The organism is Psychrobacillus sp. L3 (assembly GCF_042945595.1).
GTDB lineage: Bacteria > Bacillota > Bacilli > Bacillales_A > Planococcaceae > Psychrobacillus.
In genome coordinates, this window is record NZ_CP168493.1 from 215,585 (window position 1) to 234,099 (window position 18,515).

The 18,515-nt window shown below is 37.3% G+C and carries 17 protein-coding genes and 2 riboswitches; of the genes, 10 read left to right on the top strand and 7 right to left on the bottom strand.

Annotated features, from left to right (window positions below):
- Positions 1-16: 16 nt before the first annotated feature.
- Both ACEPXD_RS01135 and ACEPXD_RS01140 read right to left on the bottom strand, forming a co-directional pair.
- Positions 17-655: a PspA/IM30 family protein gene (locus ACEPXD_RS01135; RefSeq protein WP_391119108.1), complete on the bottom strand. Its 639-nt coding sequence runs from the start codon at positions 653-655 to the stop codon at positions 17-19.
- Between the two features lie 13 nt (positions 656-668).
- Entirely contained in the window at positions 669-1,022 is a 354-nt protein-coding gene (locus ACEPXD_RS01140; protein WP_391119110.1) for an ABC transporter permease, read from the bottom strand.
- A gap of 161 nt (positions 1,023-1,183) precedes the next feature.
- On the opposite strand from ACEPXD_RS01140, the gene ACEPXD_RS01145 reads away from it, so the two are divergent.
- The 5 genes from ACEPXD_RS01145 to ACEPXD_RS01165 all read left to right on the top strand — a co-directional run bounded on the left by ACEPXD_RS01145 (position 1,184) and on the right by ACEPXD_RS01165 (position 7,502).
- A complete protein-coding gene (locus ACEPXD_RS01145; protein WP_391119112.1) occupies positions 1,184-2,272 on the top strand; it encodes a metallophosphoesterase in 1,089 nt (362 codons plus the stop codon).
- The gene (locus ACEPXD_RS01150) at positions 2,272-2,871 is read left to right on the top strand and encodes a DedA family protein (protein ID WP_391119114.1); all 600 of its coding nucleotides are present in this window, start codon (positions 2,272-2,274) and stop codon (positions 2,869-2,871) included. Before ACEPXD_RS01145 ends, ACEPXD_RS01150 begins: the two co-directional genes overlap by 1 nt.
- A gap of 13 nt (positions 2,872-2,884) precedes the next feature.
- Positions 2,885-3,712, top strand: a complete 828-nt coding sequence (locus ACEPXD_RS01155) for an undecaprenyl-diphosphate phosphatase (RefSeq protein WP_391119116.1) — start codon at positions 2,885-2,887, stop codon at positions 3,710-3,712.
- Between the two features lie 114 nt (positions 3,713-3,826).
- Positions 3,827-4,007: riboswitch (cobalamin riboswitch) on the top strand.
- Between the two features lie 92 nt (positions 4,008-4,099).
- Entirely contained in the window at positions 4,100-6,451 is a 2,352-nt protein-coding gene (locus ACEPXD_RS01160; protein ID WP_391119118.1) for a ribonucleoside-diphosphate reductase subunit alpha, read from the top strand.
- A 13-nt stretch (positions 6,452-6,464) separates the two neighbouring features.
- Positions 6,465-7,502 carry a ribonucleotide-diphosphate reductase subunit beta gene (locus tag ACEPXD_RS01165; protein ID WP_391119120.1) on the top strand — a complete coding sequence of 346 codons (1,038 nt, stop codon included), beginning with the start codon at positions 6,465-6,467 and terminating at the stop codon, positions 7,500-7,502.
- 147 nt (positions 7,503-7,649) lie between these two features.
- On the opposite strand, the gene ACEPXD_RS01170 is transcribed toward ACEPXD_RS01165, so the two are convergent.
- The 4 genes from ACEPXD_RS01170 to ACEPXD_RS01185 all read right to left on the bottom strand — a co-directional run bounded on the left by ACEPXD_RS01170 (position 7,650) and on the right by ACEPXD_RS01185 (position 9,849).
- Entirely contained in the window at positions 7,650-8,024 is a 375-nt protein-coding gene (locus ACEPXD_RS01170) for a VOC family protein (RefSeq protein ID WP_391119122.1), read from the bottom strand.
- 441 nt (positions 8,025-8,465) lie between these two features.
- Complete coding sequence (locus tag ACEPXD_RS01175) at positions 8,466-8,966, bottom strand: DUF1697 domain-containing protein (protein ID WP_391119124.1); 501 nt, start codon at positions 8,964-8,966, stop codon at positions 8,466-8,468.
- A 36-nt stretch (positions 8,967-9,002) separates the two neighbouring features.
- Positions 9,003-9,230 carry a hypothetical protein gene (locus ACEPXD_RS01180; RefSeq protein ID WP_391119127.1) on the bottom strand — a complete coding sequence of 76 codons (228 nt, stop codon included), beginning with the start codon at positions 9,228-9,230 and terminating at the stop codon, positions 9,003-9,005.
- 37 nt (positions 9,231-9,267) lie between these two features.
- Positions 9,268-9,849 (bottom strand): YkoF family thiamine/hydroxymethylpyrimidine-binding protein, encoded by a 582-nt coding sequence (locus ACEPXD_RS01185; RefSeq protein WP_391119129.1) that lies wholly within the window; start codon positions 9,847-9,849, stop codon positions 9,268-9,270.
- Positions 9,850-9,927: 78 nt separating this feature from the next.
- A riboswitch (TPP riboswitch) is annotated at positions 9,928-10,034 on the bottom strand.
- A gap of 114 nt (positions 10,035-10,148) precedes the next feature.
- Between ACEPXD_RS01185 and ACEPXD_RS01190 the strand changes: the two genes are divergently transcribed.
- Positions 10,149-11,144: a 2-hydroxyacid dehydrogenase gene (locus tag ACEPXD_RS01190; RefSeq protein WP_391119131.1), complete on the top strand. Its 996-nt coding sequence runs from the start codon at positions 10,149-10,151 to the stop codon at positions 11,142-11,144.
- A 319-nt stretch (positions 11,145-11,463) separates the two neighbouring features.
- Here the strand turns inward: ACEPXD_RS01190 and ACEPXD_RS01195 are convergent, their stop codons facing one another.
- Positions 11,464-12,537, bottom strand: a complete 1,074-nt coding sequence (locus tag ACEPXD_RS01195; protein WP_391119133.1) for a hypothetical protein — start codon at positions 12,535-12,537, stop codon at positions 11,464-11,466.
- A 484-nt stretch (positions 12,538-13,021) separates the two neighbouring features.
- Between ACEPXD_RS01195 and ACEPXD_RS01200 the strand changes: the two genes are divergently transcribed.
- The 4 genes from ACEPXD_RS01200 to ACEPXD_RS01215 all read left to right on the top strand — a co-directional run bounded on the left by ACEPXD_RS01200 (position 13,022) and on the right by ACEPXD_RS01215 (position 18,492).
- Positions 13,022-14,020 carry an ABC transporter substrate-binding protein gene (locus tag ACEPXD_RS01200; RefSeq protein ID WP_391119135.1) on the top strand — a complete coding sequence of 333 codons (999 nt, stop codon included), beginning with the start codon at positions 13,022-13,024 and terminating at the stop codon, positions 14,018-14,020.
- Between the two features lie 72 nt (positions 14,021-14,092).
- Positions 14,093-14,953, top strand: a complete 861-nt coding sequence (locus tag ACEPXD_RS01205; RefSeq protein WP_391119137.1) for an ABC transporter permease — start codon at positions 14,093-14,095, stop codon at positions 14,951-14,953.
- Complete coding sequence (locus ACEPXD_RS01210) at positions 14,950-16,140, top strand: quaternary amine ABC transporter ATP-binding protein (protein WP_391119139.1); 1,191 nt, start codon at positions 14,950-14,952, stop codon at positions 16,138-16,140. Before ACEPXD_RS01205 ends, ACEPXD_RS01210 begins: the two co-directional genes overlap by 4 nt.
- 282 nt (positions 16,141-16,422) lie before the next feature.
- Positions 16,423-18,492 (top strand): EAL domain-containing protein, encoded by a 2,070-nt coding sequence (locus ACEPXD_RS01215; protein WP_391119140.1) that lies wholly within the window; start codon positions 16,423-16,425, stop codon positions 18,490-18,492.
- Positions 18,493-18,515: the final 23 nt, after the last annotated feature.

Genomic DNA, 18,515 nt, shown 5'->3' on the forward strand with positions numbered 1-18,515 from the left:
ATGCTTTTCTTATAGTTTACACAATTTCCGCTTTGGGTTGTGCATTTTTTTCTAACATTTCTAAACGTTGTTCCATAGAAGTGACTTCATGTTCTTTTTCTATCTTTGTTCCAAGGCGTTCAATGTATTGTTCCATCTCTTGGAAAGTACCGAAACTCTTTTCTTTTTGTTCTGGTTGCAGGATGCGATCCATTTGGTGATGGGCACGTGTAACGTTTTCTTTCCCCATTAATTGCAGTTGACGAACTTTCATATCTTTAATTTTATGTTTCATCTCTTCGTATTTACGCTCTAGACCGAAAAGTTCTTCGGTAGTTTGGAGAATACTATTTTGTAAGACAGAAGTTCTTTCGCTGTAAGCATCCACTTCTGCTTGGGCAAATGCTATTAAATCTTCTTCGCCACTAACAGTTGCAAGCTCTACTTGAGTTTTGCGCTTTTCAACCATTAGTATTGTCTCTCCAAGTTCTTTTTCAAGCGCTTGTTTTAATTTTCCTTGGCGTTCTAACCATTTACCAGTTTGTTCTGTTTGTTTCTCCGCTTCACGAATGTATTGATTGAGCATCGCGATTGGATTTTTCTCTTCTTTCTTATCAAATAATTTGTGTAAGTCTGCCTCTACTGAATATTTTAGTCTTTTAAAAAGTGATGTCATGTTATTTTCCTCCTTATTTTGAAAGTTCATTCCATTGTTTTTCGAAATTTACAAATGGATCATCTGATTTTACGATTGATTTAGAAAAACAAAATGATTGTTTGTTCCATTTTTTCACAACATATAACACGGTCACGATTGCTAAAATCCCGAAGAAACCAGGTACGTTTGCAACCGCTGAAAATAATCCGATGATTCCTACAGTTGCCCAAAAAATTTTCAAAAACGTAGAATCGCTTTTTAAGTAAAAATGTACCCCCGCAAAAACAACTAATGCTGATATTGCAAGACCTATTAAAGAACCTAAGCTTGCTAGTGCAACTATTCCTGCGATTATACCGAGTGCCAATAAGCCAAATTTTTTCATATGATTGTTCCTCCCTTCGTTTGTATACATAGCTTATCAATTCCACCAACTTATCCAAACGGGCTAGAACATGATTTTCATATCGGTCTTGAGGCTTAGGGGAGAGTAGTCCTATAAAATCTGCTATACTAAATGAAAAATACAAATACTGGAGAACTGAAATGAAAAGAATTGGTGCTGCTACATTAGTAATCATCTTATATTCGGCAATTGTCTTTTACTTTGGGTGGACAGTAGTCACCTGGCTGGAAGTATTCTTTCCTATAAACCACTGGCTCTTTGGAATTGTCTGGGCGCTTATCGCATATGGATTTATCATTGGAAGAATCAATCATAGTCTGCGGTTATTTAGTATTGCGGGATCTTACTGGATGATTATTATGGAATACGGGGTGCTTCTTTTTCCGATTGCCACATTAATAACGTGGATTTTCCCAAGTCAATTAAAAACAGTAGGCTATGTTGTTTTCCTTTTATTTGCATGGATTTTGATAAAAGGCACATATAATGCGTATACTCCAATAGTTCGCGAACTTTCTATTAAAATGCCTAAACAGAATTCCAATCTTACAGAATTAAAAGTAGTCGTTGCGTCTGATTTTCACTTAGGTTTATTATCCAATAAAAAGCATTTAAAAAGATTTGTGAAAAAAGCAAACGAAGAAATACCAGATTTAATATTACTCGTTGGGGATTTAGTGGATGACGATCCAATTTGGTTCGTGAAAAATGGCATGTCCGAAGTGATGAAGCAACTTACTTCTACGTATGGTGTTTATGGGGTACTCGGAAATCATGAATACTATGGCAAAAAAATTCCGCTTTTAGTAGAAGAGATGGAAGCATCCAAGGTCTGCATGTTATTAGATGAAACTATTTTGTTGGCAGATTCGTTTTATTTAACTGGCAGGGAAGACTTGACGAATAAAGAAAGAAAGCAGCTGGCAGATTTAGCGCCAGACCAACGTAACCTTCCTTGGTTTGTTATGGATCACACCCCTTCTAATTTACTGATTCCTGAAAAAGAAGGAGTAGATTTTCACGTGTCTGGTCATACGCATCGAGGTCAAATGTGGCCAAACCATTTATTCACAAGGAAGTTATTTGAGCTGGATTATGGGTATAAACAAAAAGGAAGCTTGCATGCAATCGTCTCTTCTGGATTTGGTTTCTGGGGTCCTCCAATTCGTTTAGGTAGTCAATCGGAACTATGGTCGGTACATATTAAATTCGAGGACGTGAAAGTATAATGGAAGCATGGATTACGGACTGGCTCAGTCAGTTTGGTTATCTAGGCGTATTTTTGTTAATATTAATCGAAAATATTTTTCCACCAATTCCTTCCGAAGTCATTTTAACACTAGGTGGATTTATGACGACAACTACAACGATGACCAGGTTAGGGATTGTTATTGCTTCAACTGCTGGTTCGGTTGGAGGAGCTGCAATTTTATATTGGATTGGTTCATTATTAGATGTAAATCGTTTGGAGAAAATTGTGCAGAAGTACGGTAAGTTGTTACGGCTAACGACTAAAGATGTCCAAAAAGCAAATGTATGGTTTGAGAAATATGGCGTTTGGGCCGTGTTTTTCGGAAGATTAGTTCCACTTGTTAGAAGTCTTATTTCGATTCCCGCGGGGATGTCGAGGATGAGTTTTGGGTTATTTCTTTTATTCACGACATTAGGAACTCTAATTTGGAATACAGTGTTAGTTTCAGTGGGAGCAGCGGTCGGTGAAAATTGGGATGAAATTGTAGGGTATATGGATATATACTCCAATGTAGTGTATATTATTTTAGCTATTATTGGTATTATATTTTTAGGTTGGTATTTCAAAAAAACGTGACTAAGGAGATTTTATGGAATTTTTAGAATTAATAAAGGCATTAATATTAGGTTTTGTAGAAGGTATGACAGAGTTTGCTCCTGTTTCGTCCACAGGTCATATGATTATTGTTGATGATATGTGGCTGAAGACGGAGACCTTTTTAGGAATGTATTCAGCAAATACATTTAAAATTGTTGTACAGTTAGGATCCATTTTAGCGGTAGTTGTGGTGATGTGGAAACGATTGTTTAGTTTAGTAGGACTATATAAAATAGAGACTGAGCAGTCGAGCAAGCAGTTCAATTTGTTACATGTAATCGTCGGAATGCTTCCTGCAGTTATTTTAGGATTTGCTTTTAAAAATTTTATCGATGATTACTTATTTCATGTAGAATACGTAATTATTAGTCTTGTGGCCGGAGCTATTTTAATGATTATTGCGGATAAATTTGGACCGAAAAAACCATCCATCGTTAGTTTAGATCAAATTTCGTATGGGCAAGCATTTAAAGTGGGCTTGGTACAATGTCTATCTTTATGGCCAGGGTTCTCTCGCTCAGGAGCAACCATTTCCGGTGGGGTACTATTCGGGATGAGTCATAAAACAGCTGCAGATTTTACGTTCATAATGGCAGTTCCAATTATGGCTGGGGCAAGCTTAGTTTCTGTGTTAAAAAACTGGGAACAAATTAATATGGATGATATTGGGTTTTATGTAGTAGGTTTTATTAGTGCATTTGTATTCGCACTTATCTCCATCAAGTTTTTCTTGAAATTGGTATCGCGAATCAAACTAGTACCATTTGCGATCTACCGTATCGTGCTGGCGGTAGTGCTAGCGATCATCGTATATATGTAAAAAAGAGAGGGCAGACATTTTTAGATGTCTGCCTTTTGTATGTAGACTTTGTTCCTATGTACAACTACAAACACAATATGTTAGATTAAAAAAGTAAATAAAACACAATATATAGTATGTGAACGATGAATTGGTACCTTTATGGTTTAAAAGGGAATTCGGTAAATAAGCCGAAGCTGTCCCCGCAACTGTGAGTGTGGACGACTGTTGAAATAGCCACTTCGAGCAATCGAGGGAAGGTCGACAGAAGGATGAAACACGAGCCAGTAGACCTGCCTCTTCATCGGTGAAGCAACACTTTCTTCGGGGGTTGAGAGGTGGGGGCGAGAGACTCTCTTTCAATCGATCGATCTGTCTTGTTGTTTCCTACTTTTTAAAACGTGAGCGATGACTCAGCCGAAGAGGCTTGGAGCATCGCTTTTTTGTTTTGTATTAGGGGAGTGCCACATAACCAGGGGTGAGTACCACATAACCAAGTCTGAACACCACATTCATAAACAAGGAGGAGTTTATATGACCACAATCTCAAATACAACCAAACAAGAAGTATTACATAATCTAACAAAGGAATTTGGTGAAGAAAATATAGCGCCACTTATTAAATCACATGAAAGATGGATGAAGAAATTTCCTCAGGGATCGACCTCTGCTTGGTCTAAATCGATGTCGCTAGAAGCACTAAGCTTTTTAGATGAACAAGAAACATATTGGACATTTGTTGCAGCACGTATTCATTTAGCAGATGTATATGAAAAAGTGGCTGTATATAGAAAAACAACAGCTGATGCAGTTTATGGTAAGTTTGCGGGTAATGTACAAGCATTAGTTGCAAAAGGACTTTATGATAAACGGATTGCAGAAGCATATTCTTTGGAAGAGCTACAACAATTAGCGGAAATAATCGTACCTAAGCGAGACTTTTTATTTACCTATATTGGTTTAAAAACATTACTCGATCGTTATGTCGCAAAAGACTTCGATAAATCGATTGTAGAACTTCCGCAAGAACGCTGGCTAATTATTGCAATGACACTTATGAAAGATGAGCAAGAAAATAGATTAGCCAAAATTAAAGAATCATACTGGGCAATGAGTAATTTATATATGACTGTTGCAACGCCTACACTTTCAAATGCAGGGAAGCCTCATGGACAGCTATCTAGCTGTTTCATAGACACGGTAGATGACAGTCTTCAAGGAATTTACGATAGTAATACAGATATAGCGACACTGTCAAAATTCGGTGGTGGTATCGGTATTTATATGGGGAAAGTTAGAAGTCGTGGTTCTTCTATTCGCGGATTCGTTGGTGCATCAAGTGGCGTACTACCTTGGATTAAACAATTAAATAACACAGCAGTAAGTGTGGATCAACTTGGGCAGCGTCAAGGGGCAATCGCTGTTTATCTAGATGTTTGGCATAAAGATATTTTCACGTTTCTAGATTTACGTTTGAATAATGGGGATGAACGTCTTCGTGCGCATGATATTTTTACAGGTGTATGCTTGCCGGATTTATTTATGGAAAAAGTAGAGGCTCGGAAAGAATGGCATTTATTTGATCCACATGAGGTTCGTCAATTAAAAGGCTATTCTTTAGAAGATTTTTACGATGAAAAACGTGGAGAAGGTTCCTTCCGAGAAAAATACGTAGAATGTGTAAATGATAGCCGATTATCTCGTGAAACTGTTCCGGCAATTGACTTGATGAAACGAATTATGCGTTCTCAACTGGAAACAGGTGTGCCGTATATGTTTTATCGCGACGAGGTAAATCGTAGTAATCCAAACAAGCATGAGGGTATGGTGTACAGTAGTAATTTATGTACCGAAATATTCCAAAACCAAAGTGCCACTTCATTTGAATCGATTGAATTAGAAGACGACGTCATTGTGACTCGTCGAAAAGCGGGGGATTTTGTTGTTTGTAACTTATCTTCTATTAATCTTGGACGAGCGGTTCCAGCAGATGTGTTGGAGCGTTTAATTAAAATCCAAGTGCGCATGCTCGATAATGTGATTGATTTGAATATGATTCCTGTTCCACAAGCAGAACGCACAAATGCGAGATATCGTGGGATTGGCCTAGGAACATTTGGTTGGCATCATTTGCTTGCCTTGAATAGTATCCGCTGGGAATCAGACGAGGCTGTGGAGTTCGCAGATACGTTATATGAAAGAGTAGCTTACTTAACAATTCAAGCGTCGAGCGAACTTGCGAAAGAAAAAGGGGCATATCCTTTATTCGAAGGGTCGGACTGGCAAACAGGAGCATATTTTGAAAAACGTCAATATGAAAGCGAAGAATGGAATAAACTGCGCGATCAAGTTGCTGAAAATGGAATTCGTAACGGCTACTTAATGGCAGTGGCGCCGAACTCATCAACATCTATTCTAGCTGGAAGTACGGCGAGTATCGATCCGATATTCCAAAAATCATACTCAGAAGAGAAGAAGGATTACAAAATTCCAGTAACTGTGCCAGATCTTAATTCGGAAACGACATGGTTTTACAAGTCAGCATACTTCATTGATCAACACTGGACTTTAAAACAAAATGCCGCACGTCAGCGCCATATCGATCAAGGTGTTTCATTAAACTTATACGTACAAAATACAATCAAAGCTAAGGAATTACTAGATATACACTTGGATGCTTGGAATAGCGGGCTAAAAACGACCTATTACGTTCGTTCTACTTCGGTTGAATTAGTCGATTGTGATTCTTGTTCAAGCTAAGGAGGAAATATATATGCAGTTAGAAAAAAGAAAACTAATGGATAAAGAAGCACCGAACCGTTCGACGGGAATTGTGAACGGCCAAAGTTCGAATATATTAAACTGGGACGATGTACAATTTAGTTGGGCTTATCCAAAGTATAAAAAAATGCTCGGAAACTTTTGGACACCGTTTGAAATAAATATGAGTAATGATATTAAGCAGTTCTCGCAGTTAAATGTAGCGGAGCGAGATGCATTCTTGAAAATAATCGGGTTGCTTGCACTTTTAGATAGTGTGCAAACTGATTTTGCAGGGAAAGTAGCTGACTTTTTAACCGATTCTAGCTTAAATGCACTGATGATAATCTTGGCACAGCAAGAAGTGATTCATAATCATTCTTATTCCTACGTACTTTCTAGCATAGTATCGAAAGATGAGCAAAACCATGTGTTTGATTTTTGGCGCACGGAGCCTGTTTTACAAAAGCGAAATGATTTTGTATTGAATGGTTATGAAGAATTTGCAGAGCAGCCAAATGTCGATAGCATGCTGCGCTCGATTGTGTATGATGTCATTTTAGAAGGATTATTTTTCTATTCGGGGTTTGCTTTTTTCTATCACCTTGCACGACATCAAAAAATGGTAGGAACAAGTACAATGATTAACTATATAAACCGGGACGAGCAGTTGCATGTTGATTTATTCGTGAAGATTTATCAAGAACTATTAGCGGAATATCCAGTGTTTGATACACCAGAACGTGCAGTTGAGGTAGAGTCAATTTTCCGTGAAGCAGCGCAACTAGAAGTAGACTGGGCACGTGAAATTATTGGAGATAAAATAGACGGCCTTGATGTAGAAGATGTCGAAGCATACATCTACTTTTACGCCAATGTACGTTGCTCTCAGCTAGGCTACGACCGACCGTTCCCTGAGTATCGCAAAAATCCGTTGAAATGGATCAAAGCATACGAGGAAGTAGATTTAGGAAAAACCGACTTTTTCGAACAAAAATCCCGCCAATACGTCAAAGTGAATGTACAAGATAATGGATTTGATGATTTATAATTTTTTTGTGGGAATAAATGGATTAGAGAGACGGGATTAGGTAGGGTAGCAACCAAATGAAGAAGAGCCCCTTTTAGCAGCAAAAAAGGGCTCTCCTATAATAAAAGTTTCGCATCCTTTTATTCATTTAAATGGAAGGATGCTTTATTATGATTCAATCCATTCTAAAATTTCAATCCTATTACCAAATGGATCATGTACATAAATTCTATTTGCTCCTGGTAAATCTGTATCTACGGCAAAGCTAACTTCATTATTTGTTAAATGCATTTTCAGTGCATCTAGATTTACAACGTCAAATGCAGGATGTGCCTTTTTGGCTGGAGCAAATGGTTCTTCAATTCCGATGTGAATCTGATAGGTACCAAATTCGAACCAAACGCCACCTTTTTTTCTTAACGTCTCTGGCTTTTCTACTTCATGAAAACCTAATACTTCACCAAAAAACTTTCTAGCTATTGTTTCTGAACCTCTAGGAGCGGCGAGTTGAACATGGTCGATGGATTTAAAAAAAAATGACATGGCGAATCCTCCTCATTTTGTTCTAGTTTAAGCTTATCCTAATCAAAGGTATTTGGAAATTTTATTGTAATTATGCTTTTGTATAAGAAATACTTATGAACGATTACAATCGGTCGAAAAGTCTTGAAAATCGGTTGAATAGTTAACATAATCGGTCGAATACCCCAAACATCGGTCGAATACTATGCATAATCGGTCGTATCCCCAAAATAATCGGTCGAAAAAAGGTTTTCAGCATTACTAAGGAGGAAACCTTTTGAATTTTCATCACTATTTTCGCAAGATGTCGATTAGTAATTCATACAAATGCGTTTTTTCTTGAAGTAAATGGCAAAGGGAGACCAATTCCGCATTGAGAGCAACCAATATGCCAATGAGAGCAACCAATTCAACCGGGAGAGCAACCAAATGGCATCTGCCTCTTCACCAGGCGGAAACCACTCACATTTTCAACAAAATTTTATTCACCGTATTCTGATTCCGCGCAGTAGATGCCATTCTAAGTTTCTTCTCGAAAAAATTATTCGTAAACTTGGTTTTGTGATAACTTTTCGATAGACTAATAATGATGTTTTTACGATTCCAGACGACGAATTCATCATCCACTAATTCAGCGAGAGCTACTTGCTGCTCATTCGATGTTTCATTTGCCAAAAACATAATATACACTTGTTCTTTGGCGAAGATGGGATGCCGCTGAATCTCTTCCAGCTCTTCTCTCGACCGGACGATGACTGGTATTTCAAAATTATATTTTTCAAGAAGTGCAGTCTCAATTGCAGTCACGTCGAAAGCAGCATTATCAAACATAACATTCCCGGTCTGAATATACGTCCGCACATTTTCATAGCCCATTTCTTCAAACAGCGCTTTCAATGACTTCATATCTACTTTATTTTTAGCGCCCAGATTAATTCCGCGAAGTAAAGCAACAAACGCCACCCTCATCACTCCTTAGTTAATAGATCTAGTTCTATATTAACCAAGCCACAGCTGATTCGTAAAACTTAAAACTAATACGAATAAAAATAATGCTCCCAAAACCAAGTCCACTTTTCCAATCGAAATCGTGTGAAAATAACTATTTCTCGGTTCTCCAGTAAAGCCCCTTACCTCCATAGCAAACGCCGCACGCTCCGCTTTTCGAACAGCACCAGTGAGGAACAATATATACACAATCCCAAACACGATTGAAAATAAAGACATAAGCACAATCTTTTTTTACTGCCCAGATTTCAACATATTAAAGACCTCTATGCGAAGGACTATTTATACTCATCGAAACCGTCATCACTAAATGCTTATATTCTTCAGAACGGGCATGTGTAAATGACTCTTCATAAAACGCAAACACATCGTGAATATCTCCATGAATACCACTTGCATAATGCATGGAATCGTTGAAAACCCCACGCTCTTTCGCACGATCTACTTCTCGGTAAATAACATCCATATAATTTGGATTATTCATAGGGTAGAGAGCGAATTGGGAAGATACATATTGCTTAGTCGTATCTTTATTTGCGACTTCATCGTCCCTATCCAAATGAACATCCCCAGCAGTATCACCAGGACAACCGGCAGAAAATGAACCAGATAACGCAATATGCAACCCAGTTTTCGCAGCGTGTAACGTAATGGCTTTTGCGACATTAAACACATGGACTTCTTTCCCTCGAATTACCGTAGACACATCATCTGTATGCATCCACACATTCGACGTATCCGTTTCTTGTAGAGCTCCTTTAATGACAGAAATAAAATCATTGGTCATCGGATGCAAGGAAAAACGAAAACCGACAATTGAGCTTAAACCACATTGCATAATAAAACCTCCTAAAATTTATCATAAAAAAAGACTACACCCGTGAAGATGCAGCCACTTATCCAATATGAAAAATCCCGGAAAGTCACCGCACTTCCTCACACAGGTATTATCCTAATCGAGTAATAAGGGATTGGAGCAAAAAGCTCGCATCTCAGCCAAAGTGGACACCCCTGGTGCAGAAAACGGTATTTAGTTTGCCAAATTGCTATAAAACAATCTGATTTATTTATGTGGCCCCAGTATACCCTATGAAATTTTCGATGTAAATGCAGTTGCAAAATTAAGTACTTTCAGCCATGCTTAAGCTATCAGGATATTTGGAGGTTGCAATTTTGGAAAAAATATTGATTACACGCAAGTTGTCGGATGAAATGGTGAAACCATTAAAAGAAAAGTTTGAAGTAAAGATGTGGCATAGGGATGATTTGCAAATGAGTTATGAGGAGTTAAAGGCTGAAGCAAAAGACGTTCATGCAATTTGGACAATGCTTTCCGATAAAGTTGATCGCGCATTAATTGAAAGTTTGCCAAATTTAAAAGTGATTAGTAATTTAGGGGTTGGATATAATAATATCGATGTGAAGGCAGCGAAAGAACGTGGAATTATTGTAACGAATACTCCAGGAGTTTTAACAGAAACTACTGCAGATTTAGCTTTTTCCTTATTACTAGCTACCGCTCGTCGTGTAATGGAGGCAGAGCGTGATCTTCGTGCAGGTGAGTGGAAGTCACGGTCACCAATGCAATATACAGGGATGGATGTTTTTGGTGCAACGCTCGGCATCATTGGAATGGGACGTATCGGGGAAGCAGTTGCAAGACGTGCAAAAGGATTTGACATGAACGTTCTTTACCATAATCGAACACGAAAAATTGAATCAGAAGAAAAGTATGGATTTGCATATGCAGAGCTGGATACACTACTAAAAGAATCTGATTTTATTGTGTTATTAACACCATTGACTCTTGAAACGAAGGGATTAATTGGAGCGCGAGAACTAGACATAATGAAAGAAACCGCAGCAATTATTAACGTAGCTCGCGGTGGAATCATTGATGAACAAGCCCTATACGAAGCGCTAAAGACAAATAAAATCTGGGCAGCTGGCCTCGATGTATTTGAAGTAGAACCAGTTCCATTGGATCACCCATTACTAACATTACCAAATGTTACAGTTTTACCGCATATCGGTAGCGCTACTATTCGTACTAGACTTGCTATGATGCAAATGAACGCAGAAGCTATAGAAGCAGTTTTAGAAAATAGAGAGCCAGAAAATCGTGTAGTTTAACCTAGAAAAGAAGCCTAATTGTCGAGAACAAGTCGACTTAGGGCTTCTTTTTTAGGTTTATTTCCTGGGAAATCGACAAGAAAGAGAAATTTTCTTCCTTTTATATAGAGATATGTAAATATGTGAATTTGGTATGCATTGGTGGAAATAAACTTTTCATCCACATTTAAAAGAATAGAAATGGAGTTTATTTCTTAATTATCTAAAACAAATGGATCATTTACTTAAAAGTTCCAAAAAGGCGATGGACAAACGCTTGTTACATAAATGGTGAAGAGAAGACGCTCTCAAAGGAGGCTCACGGTTTTCATATTATCCTTCATTTTACAATTAATAATATATTGTCAGCAGTTGCCCATTTGTTTGTAGGTACTACCTTGTATTTTACACCGGACTTTAATTTATTGTCTTTAATATCGAAAATACCAACTGCACCTTTACGAGAAGAGAAACGATATTGTGCTTGAATCATACTTCCGTCTTCGCTTTGTAATTTTACGCTTCGGCCAGCAAATAACTCCATACCGGGATCTTTTTCTAAAGTTAATTGGAATGATTTGTTGTCTATTGCTTCTGCTGTCTTGATTGTAAGTGGTGCAATCTCATTCGTGTTAAAGGAGGGATTTTTAATCAATGCCCAGTCAGACGACACAGTATACTTTGTGCTGGGTGTTAAAGTTTGTCCGTCTGGTAAACGGAACTTTGGTGCTTGTCTACCATCTGCTGCTTGTGTAAACGGGACATAATTCGCGATTATTTTTTCTCCATTACTTGATTTAATTGTTAATGTACGATCTCTTAAAGAAGAGATTACTTGATATTTTTTCCCGTTTTTATCTATATTTTCATTATTTACTTGGAAAGCGAGGTTACCTCTATCAGGACGATATGCTTCAATAATATTAGCATAGTCAGTTACGCCATCTTCTTTAAAAGATTCAATTTCAAATGTATCGCTTGTAACCTGTTTAGCGTGACGTATATTGATTTTCTCATCACTTGCTTCAAAGGTTTGGTCCTCTCCTCCTTTATAGTTAACTGTATAAGCTGTTCCAGGCTTTTGTATGGTTACAGGCACAATATAGGTGCTTTTTGCTCCAGTCTTTAACCTAGGAACATTGACAATGCTCATCTCATTATCAAATTTAAAACTTTGCTTAATTTTATCTATGTTAGCCGGATTAACTTCCTCGTCTAGCAATGGCTCTGCGAACGTTATTTGTAGTGTCATTGCATTTAAAGGCTGTAACCCCGTAATTTGGGTATCCTTTTGAGTTTCTTTTTGGATTTGTTCTTGCTTTTGTTTACTTTGTTTTTGGGGAGTAATACATCCTGTTAATGCTAGTGTTAATCCAAGTGCTATAAGTATGAATGTTCTGATTGCCTTGTTCATTTTGTCAGCTCCAAGTCCTTATTTTTTATGATGCATAAAATCAGCTTAGCCAGTAATTTTACTCTACATTCAGTTATATAAGCTTGTTGAATAGCAAGGTTATATAAGAACTTAAATGATCCATTACAAACAAATCTAAAAAAATCTAAAATATGTATGAAAAATCGCTTAACATATTCATTAGAAATTACTTGGTCTTATGATAGAGTATTTGCTTAACGTGCCTACAAATATTCGAATAAATATCTTTTCTTTTATATTTCAGAAATTAACTAGTTTTTTACACTTTTTACTTTCTTTATTTGCAATGATTATCTAAGTCTAGTAGTGATAACAGTTACGATTTAGATGTTCCGGATTTTTGGGAATTTTAATGCGGAAATTGTTATGGTTTTAGGAGGTTTAAATTTTAAAAATAAGGGTATACAAGAAGGAGGGAAGCACGGTGCATCTAATTAGGAAATAGAGAGAAGAGGGAAATTTCATGAGGAAAGTAGTGTTGTTTTTTTCATTGTGCACGCTTTTAGTTCTAGCCGCGTGTAGTAATGGTACAAGTAAGGATAGTATTAAGGTTATTAAATTTGCAGATGCAGGATGGGACAGTATTCGGGTTCATAATAGTATCGCGCAGCTAATTGTAGAAAAAGGATATGGATATAATACCGAGGTTACAAGTGGTACATCAGCAGCTACGATGCAAGCACTCGAACAAGGAGATATAAATGTCTATATGGAAGTATGGACAGACAATATTAAAGAGGTTTATGAAAAGGCAATAGATAGCGGGAAAGTTATTAAAGTATCTACAAATTTCGATGATAACTCGCAAGGATTATATGTTCCAACTTACGTAATTGAAGGAGACGCTAAAAGAGGCATTAAACCAGTTGCTCCCGATTTAAAAACTGTGGAAGACTTAGTGAAGTATCCGCAGATTTTCCAAGACCCCGAAGATAAGGACAAAGGACGCATTATCGGCGCCCCGTCAAGTTGGGTTGTTAGTGAACAATTGGAGACGAAACTTGAAACATATGGACTTGACAAACAATTTAACTACCTAGCACCCGGGTCTGATTCTGCAATTGTTGCTGATCTTGCCGGTGCCTACAAAAAAGGGAAGCCATGGGTAGGTTACTATTGGTCACCAACATGGGTTACAGCAAGTTATGATTTAACACTTCTAAAAGATAAACCTTATGACAAAAAAACATGGGATGAAAATAAAGGGACGGAATTTCCACCAAACGACGTGGTAATTGCTGTGAATAAAGACTTAGTAACGCAAGCAAAAGATGTTGTAGACTTTTTAAGTAAATATCATACAAGCAGTGAGTTAACGGAAGATGCACTTAAATACATGAATGAAAAAGGTGTAGAACCAGAAGAAGCTTCACGTTGGTGGATGAAAGAACATGAAGACGTTTGGACAACTTGGGTGTCTGATGAAGTTGCGAAAAAAGTGAAAGCAGCTTTGAAACAATGATTCATGTTACAAAAAATCTAACCAAGAAATGTGAGGTGTCAGAGGCTGTTTAAATCTAACAGTCCGAGACTTATGAATGAATTTCCTGATATACGTATACCAATAGGCAATGGTGTGGAAAAATTTATTGATTTTTTAGCAGCAAACTTTGATAGTTTTTTTGACTTTATATTCGTTATTTCCTCTGCAATGATTAAGGGGCTGGAAGCCGGTCTTCTTGCCATCCCTTGGTGGTTGCTTATTATCGTTATATTTTCATTGGGATGGTATTTTACTTCTTTATACGGTGGACTCCTATTTGCTCTTTTTATGTTTCTAATAGGCACTTTTAATTTGTGGCCACAAACGATGACTACTATATCGATTGTATTAATATCCGTAATTCTTTCTCTTGTCATTGGTATCCCTTTTGGCATTTGGACAGCGTTTAGTAAAACAATGTCTGCAATTATGCGACCAATACTAGACGCCATGCAAACAATGCCAAGTTTTGTTTATTTAATACCAGTTATTTTCTTCTTTCCCCTAGGGAATGTACCCGCAGTGATAGCTACCATTATTTATGCGTTGCCCCCGGTTATTCGATTAACCGAACTCGGAATTCGTAATGTGGATCAAGAGATAGTGGAATCCGCGCAATCATTTGGATCGTCTAGATCACAAATGCTTCTTAAAGTAGAGCTGCCACAAGCATTACCGACTATAATGGCGGGAGTAAACCAGACGACAATGATGGCGCTTGCTATGGCGGTTGTTGGATCGATGGTTGGAGCACAAGGCCTCGGAGAAAGAGTGCTGTACGCCATCAATCGAATCGATATTTCATTAGGTTTTGAAGCGGGAGTTAGTATTGTTTTTTTAGCGATCATCATTGACCGCATTACAGGCGGAATCGCGAAGCGCCTTCAGAAACACGGGAGGGATTCAGCATGACCGTAAAACTAAAAATTGAACATGTATCTAAGATATTTGGACCTAGACCTAAAAAAGTGATTCCTATGGTTCAGGATGGTGTATCCAAAGAAGAGATACTTGCCAAAACTGGCCATACAGTTGGAGTTTATGATGCTTCCATGGAGATAATGGAAGGCGAAACCTTTGTCATTATGGGACTCTCTGGTAGCGGTAAATCGACGTTAATACGTTGCTTAAACTTATTGAACCGTCCGACATCCGGTGCTATTTACGTAGATGGTGAAAATGTAGTTGGATACAATAAAAACCAACTAAAATACTATCGTCAGAAGAAAATTGCAATGGTATTTCAACACTTCGGTTTATTTAGCCATCGTACGGTACTAGAAAACATCGAATACGGATTAGAAGTTAGAGGTATGCCTAAAGTCGAACGTCAGCAAATCGCACAAAAGCATTTAGAAACAGTGGGACTCAAAGGATATGAAAATCAATATCCTGATGAACTTTCCGGAGGGATGCGTCAACGTGTAGGAATTGCGAGAGCGCTAGCCAACGATCCAGACATATTACTAATGGATGAGCCTTTTAGCGCCTTGGATCCTTTAATTCGCAGGGAAATGCAGCTTGAATTACTCGATATACAAAACCGTCTTCAAAAAACAATTATTTTCATCACACATGATGTCAATGAAGCCTTCAAAATAGGAGATCGTGTGGCAGTAATGAAAGATGGAAAAGTAGAACAAATTGGAACTCCGGAAGAAATTCTAGATAAACCAGCAAGCAATTACATCTCTGAATTTATCCGAGACATTGATCGTTCAAAGATATTACAAGCGGAAAATATTATGATGAAACCATATGGCTTAGTCTCATTAAAAGATGGGTTAAATGTAGCGATACAAGTTATGCGCGAAAATGGCATATCGAGTGCGTTTGTAGCAGACCGAAAACGTCAATTGCAAGGGATTGTAACAATAGATCAAGCAATTGAAGGGCGTAAACAGAAAAAAACGTTGCAGGAAGTCATGTCTTCGGACGTAAAAACTGTTCGTCCAGACGAATATGTGCAAGATATTATTCCATATGTTCTTGATTCCAAATATCCGCTAGTTGTTACAGGTGAGGACTTGACTATTATGGGAATTATCCTACGTGTTCATGTATTAGCAAGTTTGATAAGTGACAACATAGAAGAATAAAATAGTATTAATCCAGTATCCATTTTAAAATTTAAAACAATTAGTAATGAAATCAAAAAAATGCAAAAACTACATTGTTTGTGATAACTGTTCTGTTGGTTCTATTGACTTATTTTAAAAATATGAAACCAGTGTTTAAGAGACTATTTAATTAGATATAATGAGGAAAAAATAAAAAGGACTGTCGTAATTGATGCGAAAGTCCTTTTTATTTTGAGTAAACAGAACTTAAAATGTAATGGAGATATGATATAATTTTAGTATATTTCTCCATTAAAGGTAGTGACGAAAGTGCTTATTCATCCATCGCAGAATAATTTAATAGAATTACAAGGTGAATATTCTTTCCCGCTGGTTGCCCTTTCGATTATTCTTTCGTGTATAGTTACATACACCGCATTTGTAATGAATAATCGGGTTCAAAGTAATAGTTTTTTTCACCGAAAATTTTGGTTTGTTCTTGCTTCTATCGCGATGGGATTTGGTATTTGGACGATGAATTTCGTCGGTATGTTTGCTTTTTCCTTACCTATCGCCATTTATTACGATCGTTTATCAACGATCGTTTCCATCATACCAGCGATTGTCGCCTCCTTTCTCGCATTTTATTTAGCTAATCGTCCCCAAAAATCTATTTGGGATATTCTTACGTTTAGTTTGGTCATAGGTATAGGAGTTTCAACGTGTCACTTCGTTAGTATGTTGGGAATGAAAACGGAAGCAATTTATACATATAAACGAAGCATACTCTTCTTGTCTGTCGCTATTTCTGTAGTAATTCCAATTATGGCGAGTGTTGTTTTTTTAAAATTACAGCGATATGTGGAAAGTCGCACACTTCATCTATGCATGGCACTTGCCTTAGGTTTGGCCATTTCTGGAGCCCATTATACTTGGTTGAGTTCGATGAGTTTTTATCTCCCTAAGCATTATTCACCGCATCCAAGGATTTTTCAACTGATCAACATGGATTTGTTAGCTGTCTTTGTGGCGATTGGTATGACATTACTCTTAAGTTTTCTTCTTTTATCGAGTCTTATGGATAAGTACATAGAATATAGAGCGAGTTATTATGACGCGCTAACTAAACTGCCTAATCGTCGTTTATTTGAGCAAAAAATAAAAAAGACGGAGTTTCCTCAAAGTTTGGCTATTTGGCATTTACATGGGTTGGAACATGTAAATCGAGAACATGATTATCAATTTGGTGATAAGGTAATCCAACAATTAGCATTACGATTGAGAGCATTAGTACCCTCTATGATGGAGCTCTATCGTATTGATGGACACCGCTTTGCATTCCTCACCCATCATATAGATGGTGTGGATTATTTACAAAAAGAAATGGAGGCCGTAGCAGAATATCTCCGTGAGCCACTTATAGTGGAGAATTATGAAGTGAATATCTCTGCTGTGTGCGCCATATCAAGAGCAAACAATATAGAGGAAACGGCAAATATATATACGAATGCACAGGCTGTATTAAACTATTCTTCCATCGAATTCAATTACGAAATTATTCACTATGATTCGACTATACATACGTATGCACTTGGGCTTGAAATCGTAGAGGATATTGGGCGAGCAATGGAACAAGAAGAGCTGTTTCTTGTATATCAGCCAAAAGTAAACGTAGTCACCAATAAAGTTACAGGAGTTGAAACATTGCTTCGTTGGAATCATCCGACATACGGATTTCTTTCTCCAGGCGTGTTTATCCCTATTTTAGAAGAAAATAATCGAATGGTTGTCGTGACGGATTGGATTATTGAAAAAGTTTGTCGACAAATAGCAGATTGGCGAAATGAAGGAGTATTATTTCAGCAAGTGGCCATCAATATTCCTGGCCAATATGTTACTTCAAGTCGTTTATTAAACGTATTAAAACATAAATTGGACAAATATAAATTAGAGTCCCATCTAATAGAACTTGAAATTACAGAAACTAGTTTTGTGAAAAATATCGAAGAGGCAATAAGAGCAGTTAATACCTTCCGTCAAGAAGGTTTTTCAGTAGCGCTGGATGATTTTGGGACAGGAGTATCATCTCTATCTTATTTAAAAAAGATGCCTATTTCTACATTGAAAATTGACAAATCTTTTATTGACGATGTTCCACATTCCGAAAAAGATTCATCCATAATAAAAGCTATTATAGCGTTAGGAGAATCCTTAGATTTAACGATTGTATTCGAAGGAGTCGAAACAAAGGAACAAGTAGAATTTCTAGCAACTACTTGTGAAAGTCCAATTATTCAAGGGTATTATTTTGCCAAACCAATGAAAGTGGATGAACTTGTTCAGTGGAGCAAAGTATTTGAACAACCATCCAAAATTCCGAGCCGAACATAACTGCCTCTCTACTACAGAGTGGC

Coding starts and splice junctions, on each gene's coding strand:
- ACEPXD_RS01135 (WP_391119108.1), bottom strand. CDS start 655: ATGACATCACTTTTTAAAAGACTAAAATATTCAGTAGAGGCAGACTTA.
- ACEPXD_RS01140 (WP_391119110.1), bottom strand. CDS start 1,022: ATGAAAAAATTTGGCTTATTGGCACTCGGTATAATCGCAGGAATAGTT.
- ACEPXD_RS01145 (WP_391119112.1), top strand. CDS start 1,184: ATGAAAAGAATTGGTGCTGCTACATTAGTAATCATCTTATATTCGGCA.
- ACEPXD_RS01150 (WP_391119114.1), top strand. CDS start 2,272: ATGGAAGCATGGATTACGGACTGGCTCAGTCAGTTTGGTTATCTAGGC.
- ACEPXD_RS01155 (WP_391119116.1), top strand. CDS start 2,885: ATGGAATTTTTAGAATTAATAAAGGCATTAATATTAGGTTTTGTAGAA.
- ACEPXD_RS01160 (WP_391119118.1), top strand. CDS start 4,100: ATGACTCAGCCGAAGAGGCTTGGAGCATCGCTTTTTTGTTTTGTATTA.
- ACEPXD_RS01165 (WP_391119120.1), top strand. CDS start 6,465: ATGCAGTTAGAAAAAAGAAAACTAATGGATAAAGAAGCACCGAACCGT.
- ACEPXD_RS01170 (WP_391119122.1), bottom strand. CDS start 8,024: ATGTCATTTTTTTTTAAATCCATCGACCATGTTCAACTCGCCGCTCCT.
- ACEPXD_RS01180 (WP_391119127.1), bottom strand. CDS start 9,230: ATGTCTTTATTTTCAATCGTGTTTGGGATTGTGTATATATTGTTCCTC.
- ACEPXD_RS01185 (WP_391119129.1), bottom strand. CDS start 9,849: ATGCAATGTGGTTTAAGCTCAATTGTCGGTTTTCGTTTTTCCTTGCAT.
- ACEPXD_RS01190 (WP_391119131.1), top strand. CDS start 10,149: ATGCTTAAGCTATCAGGATATTTGGAGGTTGCAATTTTGGAAAAAATA.
- ACEPXD_RS01195 (WP_391119133.1), bottom strand. CDS start 12,537: ATGAACAAGGCAATCAGAACATTCATACTTATAGCACTTGGATTAACA.
- ACEPXD_RS01200 (WP_391119135.1), top strand. CDS start 13,022: ATGAGGAAAGTAGTGTTGTTTTTTTCATTGTGCACGCTTTTAGTTCTA.
- ACEPXD_RS01205 (WP_391119137.1), top strand. CDS start 14,093: ATGAATGAATTTCCTGATATACGTATACCAATAGGCAATGGTGTGGAA.
- ACEPXD_RS01210 (WP_391119139.1), top strand. CDS start 14,950: ATGACCGTAAAACTAAAAATTGAACATGTATCTAAGATATTTGGACCT.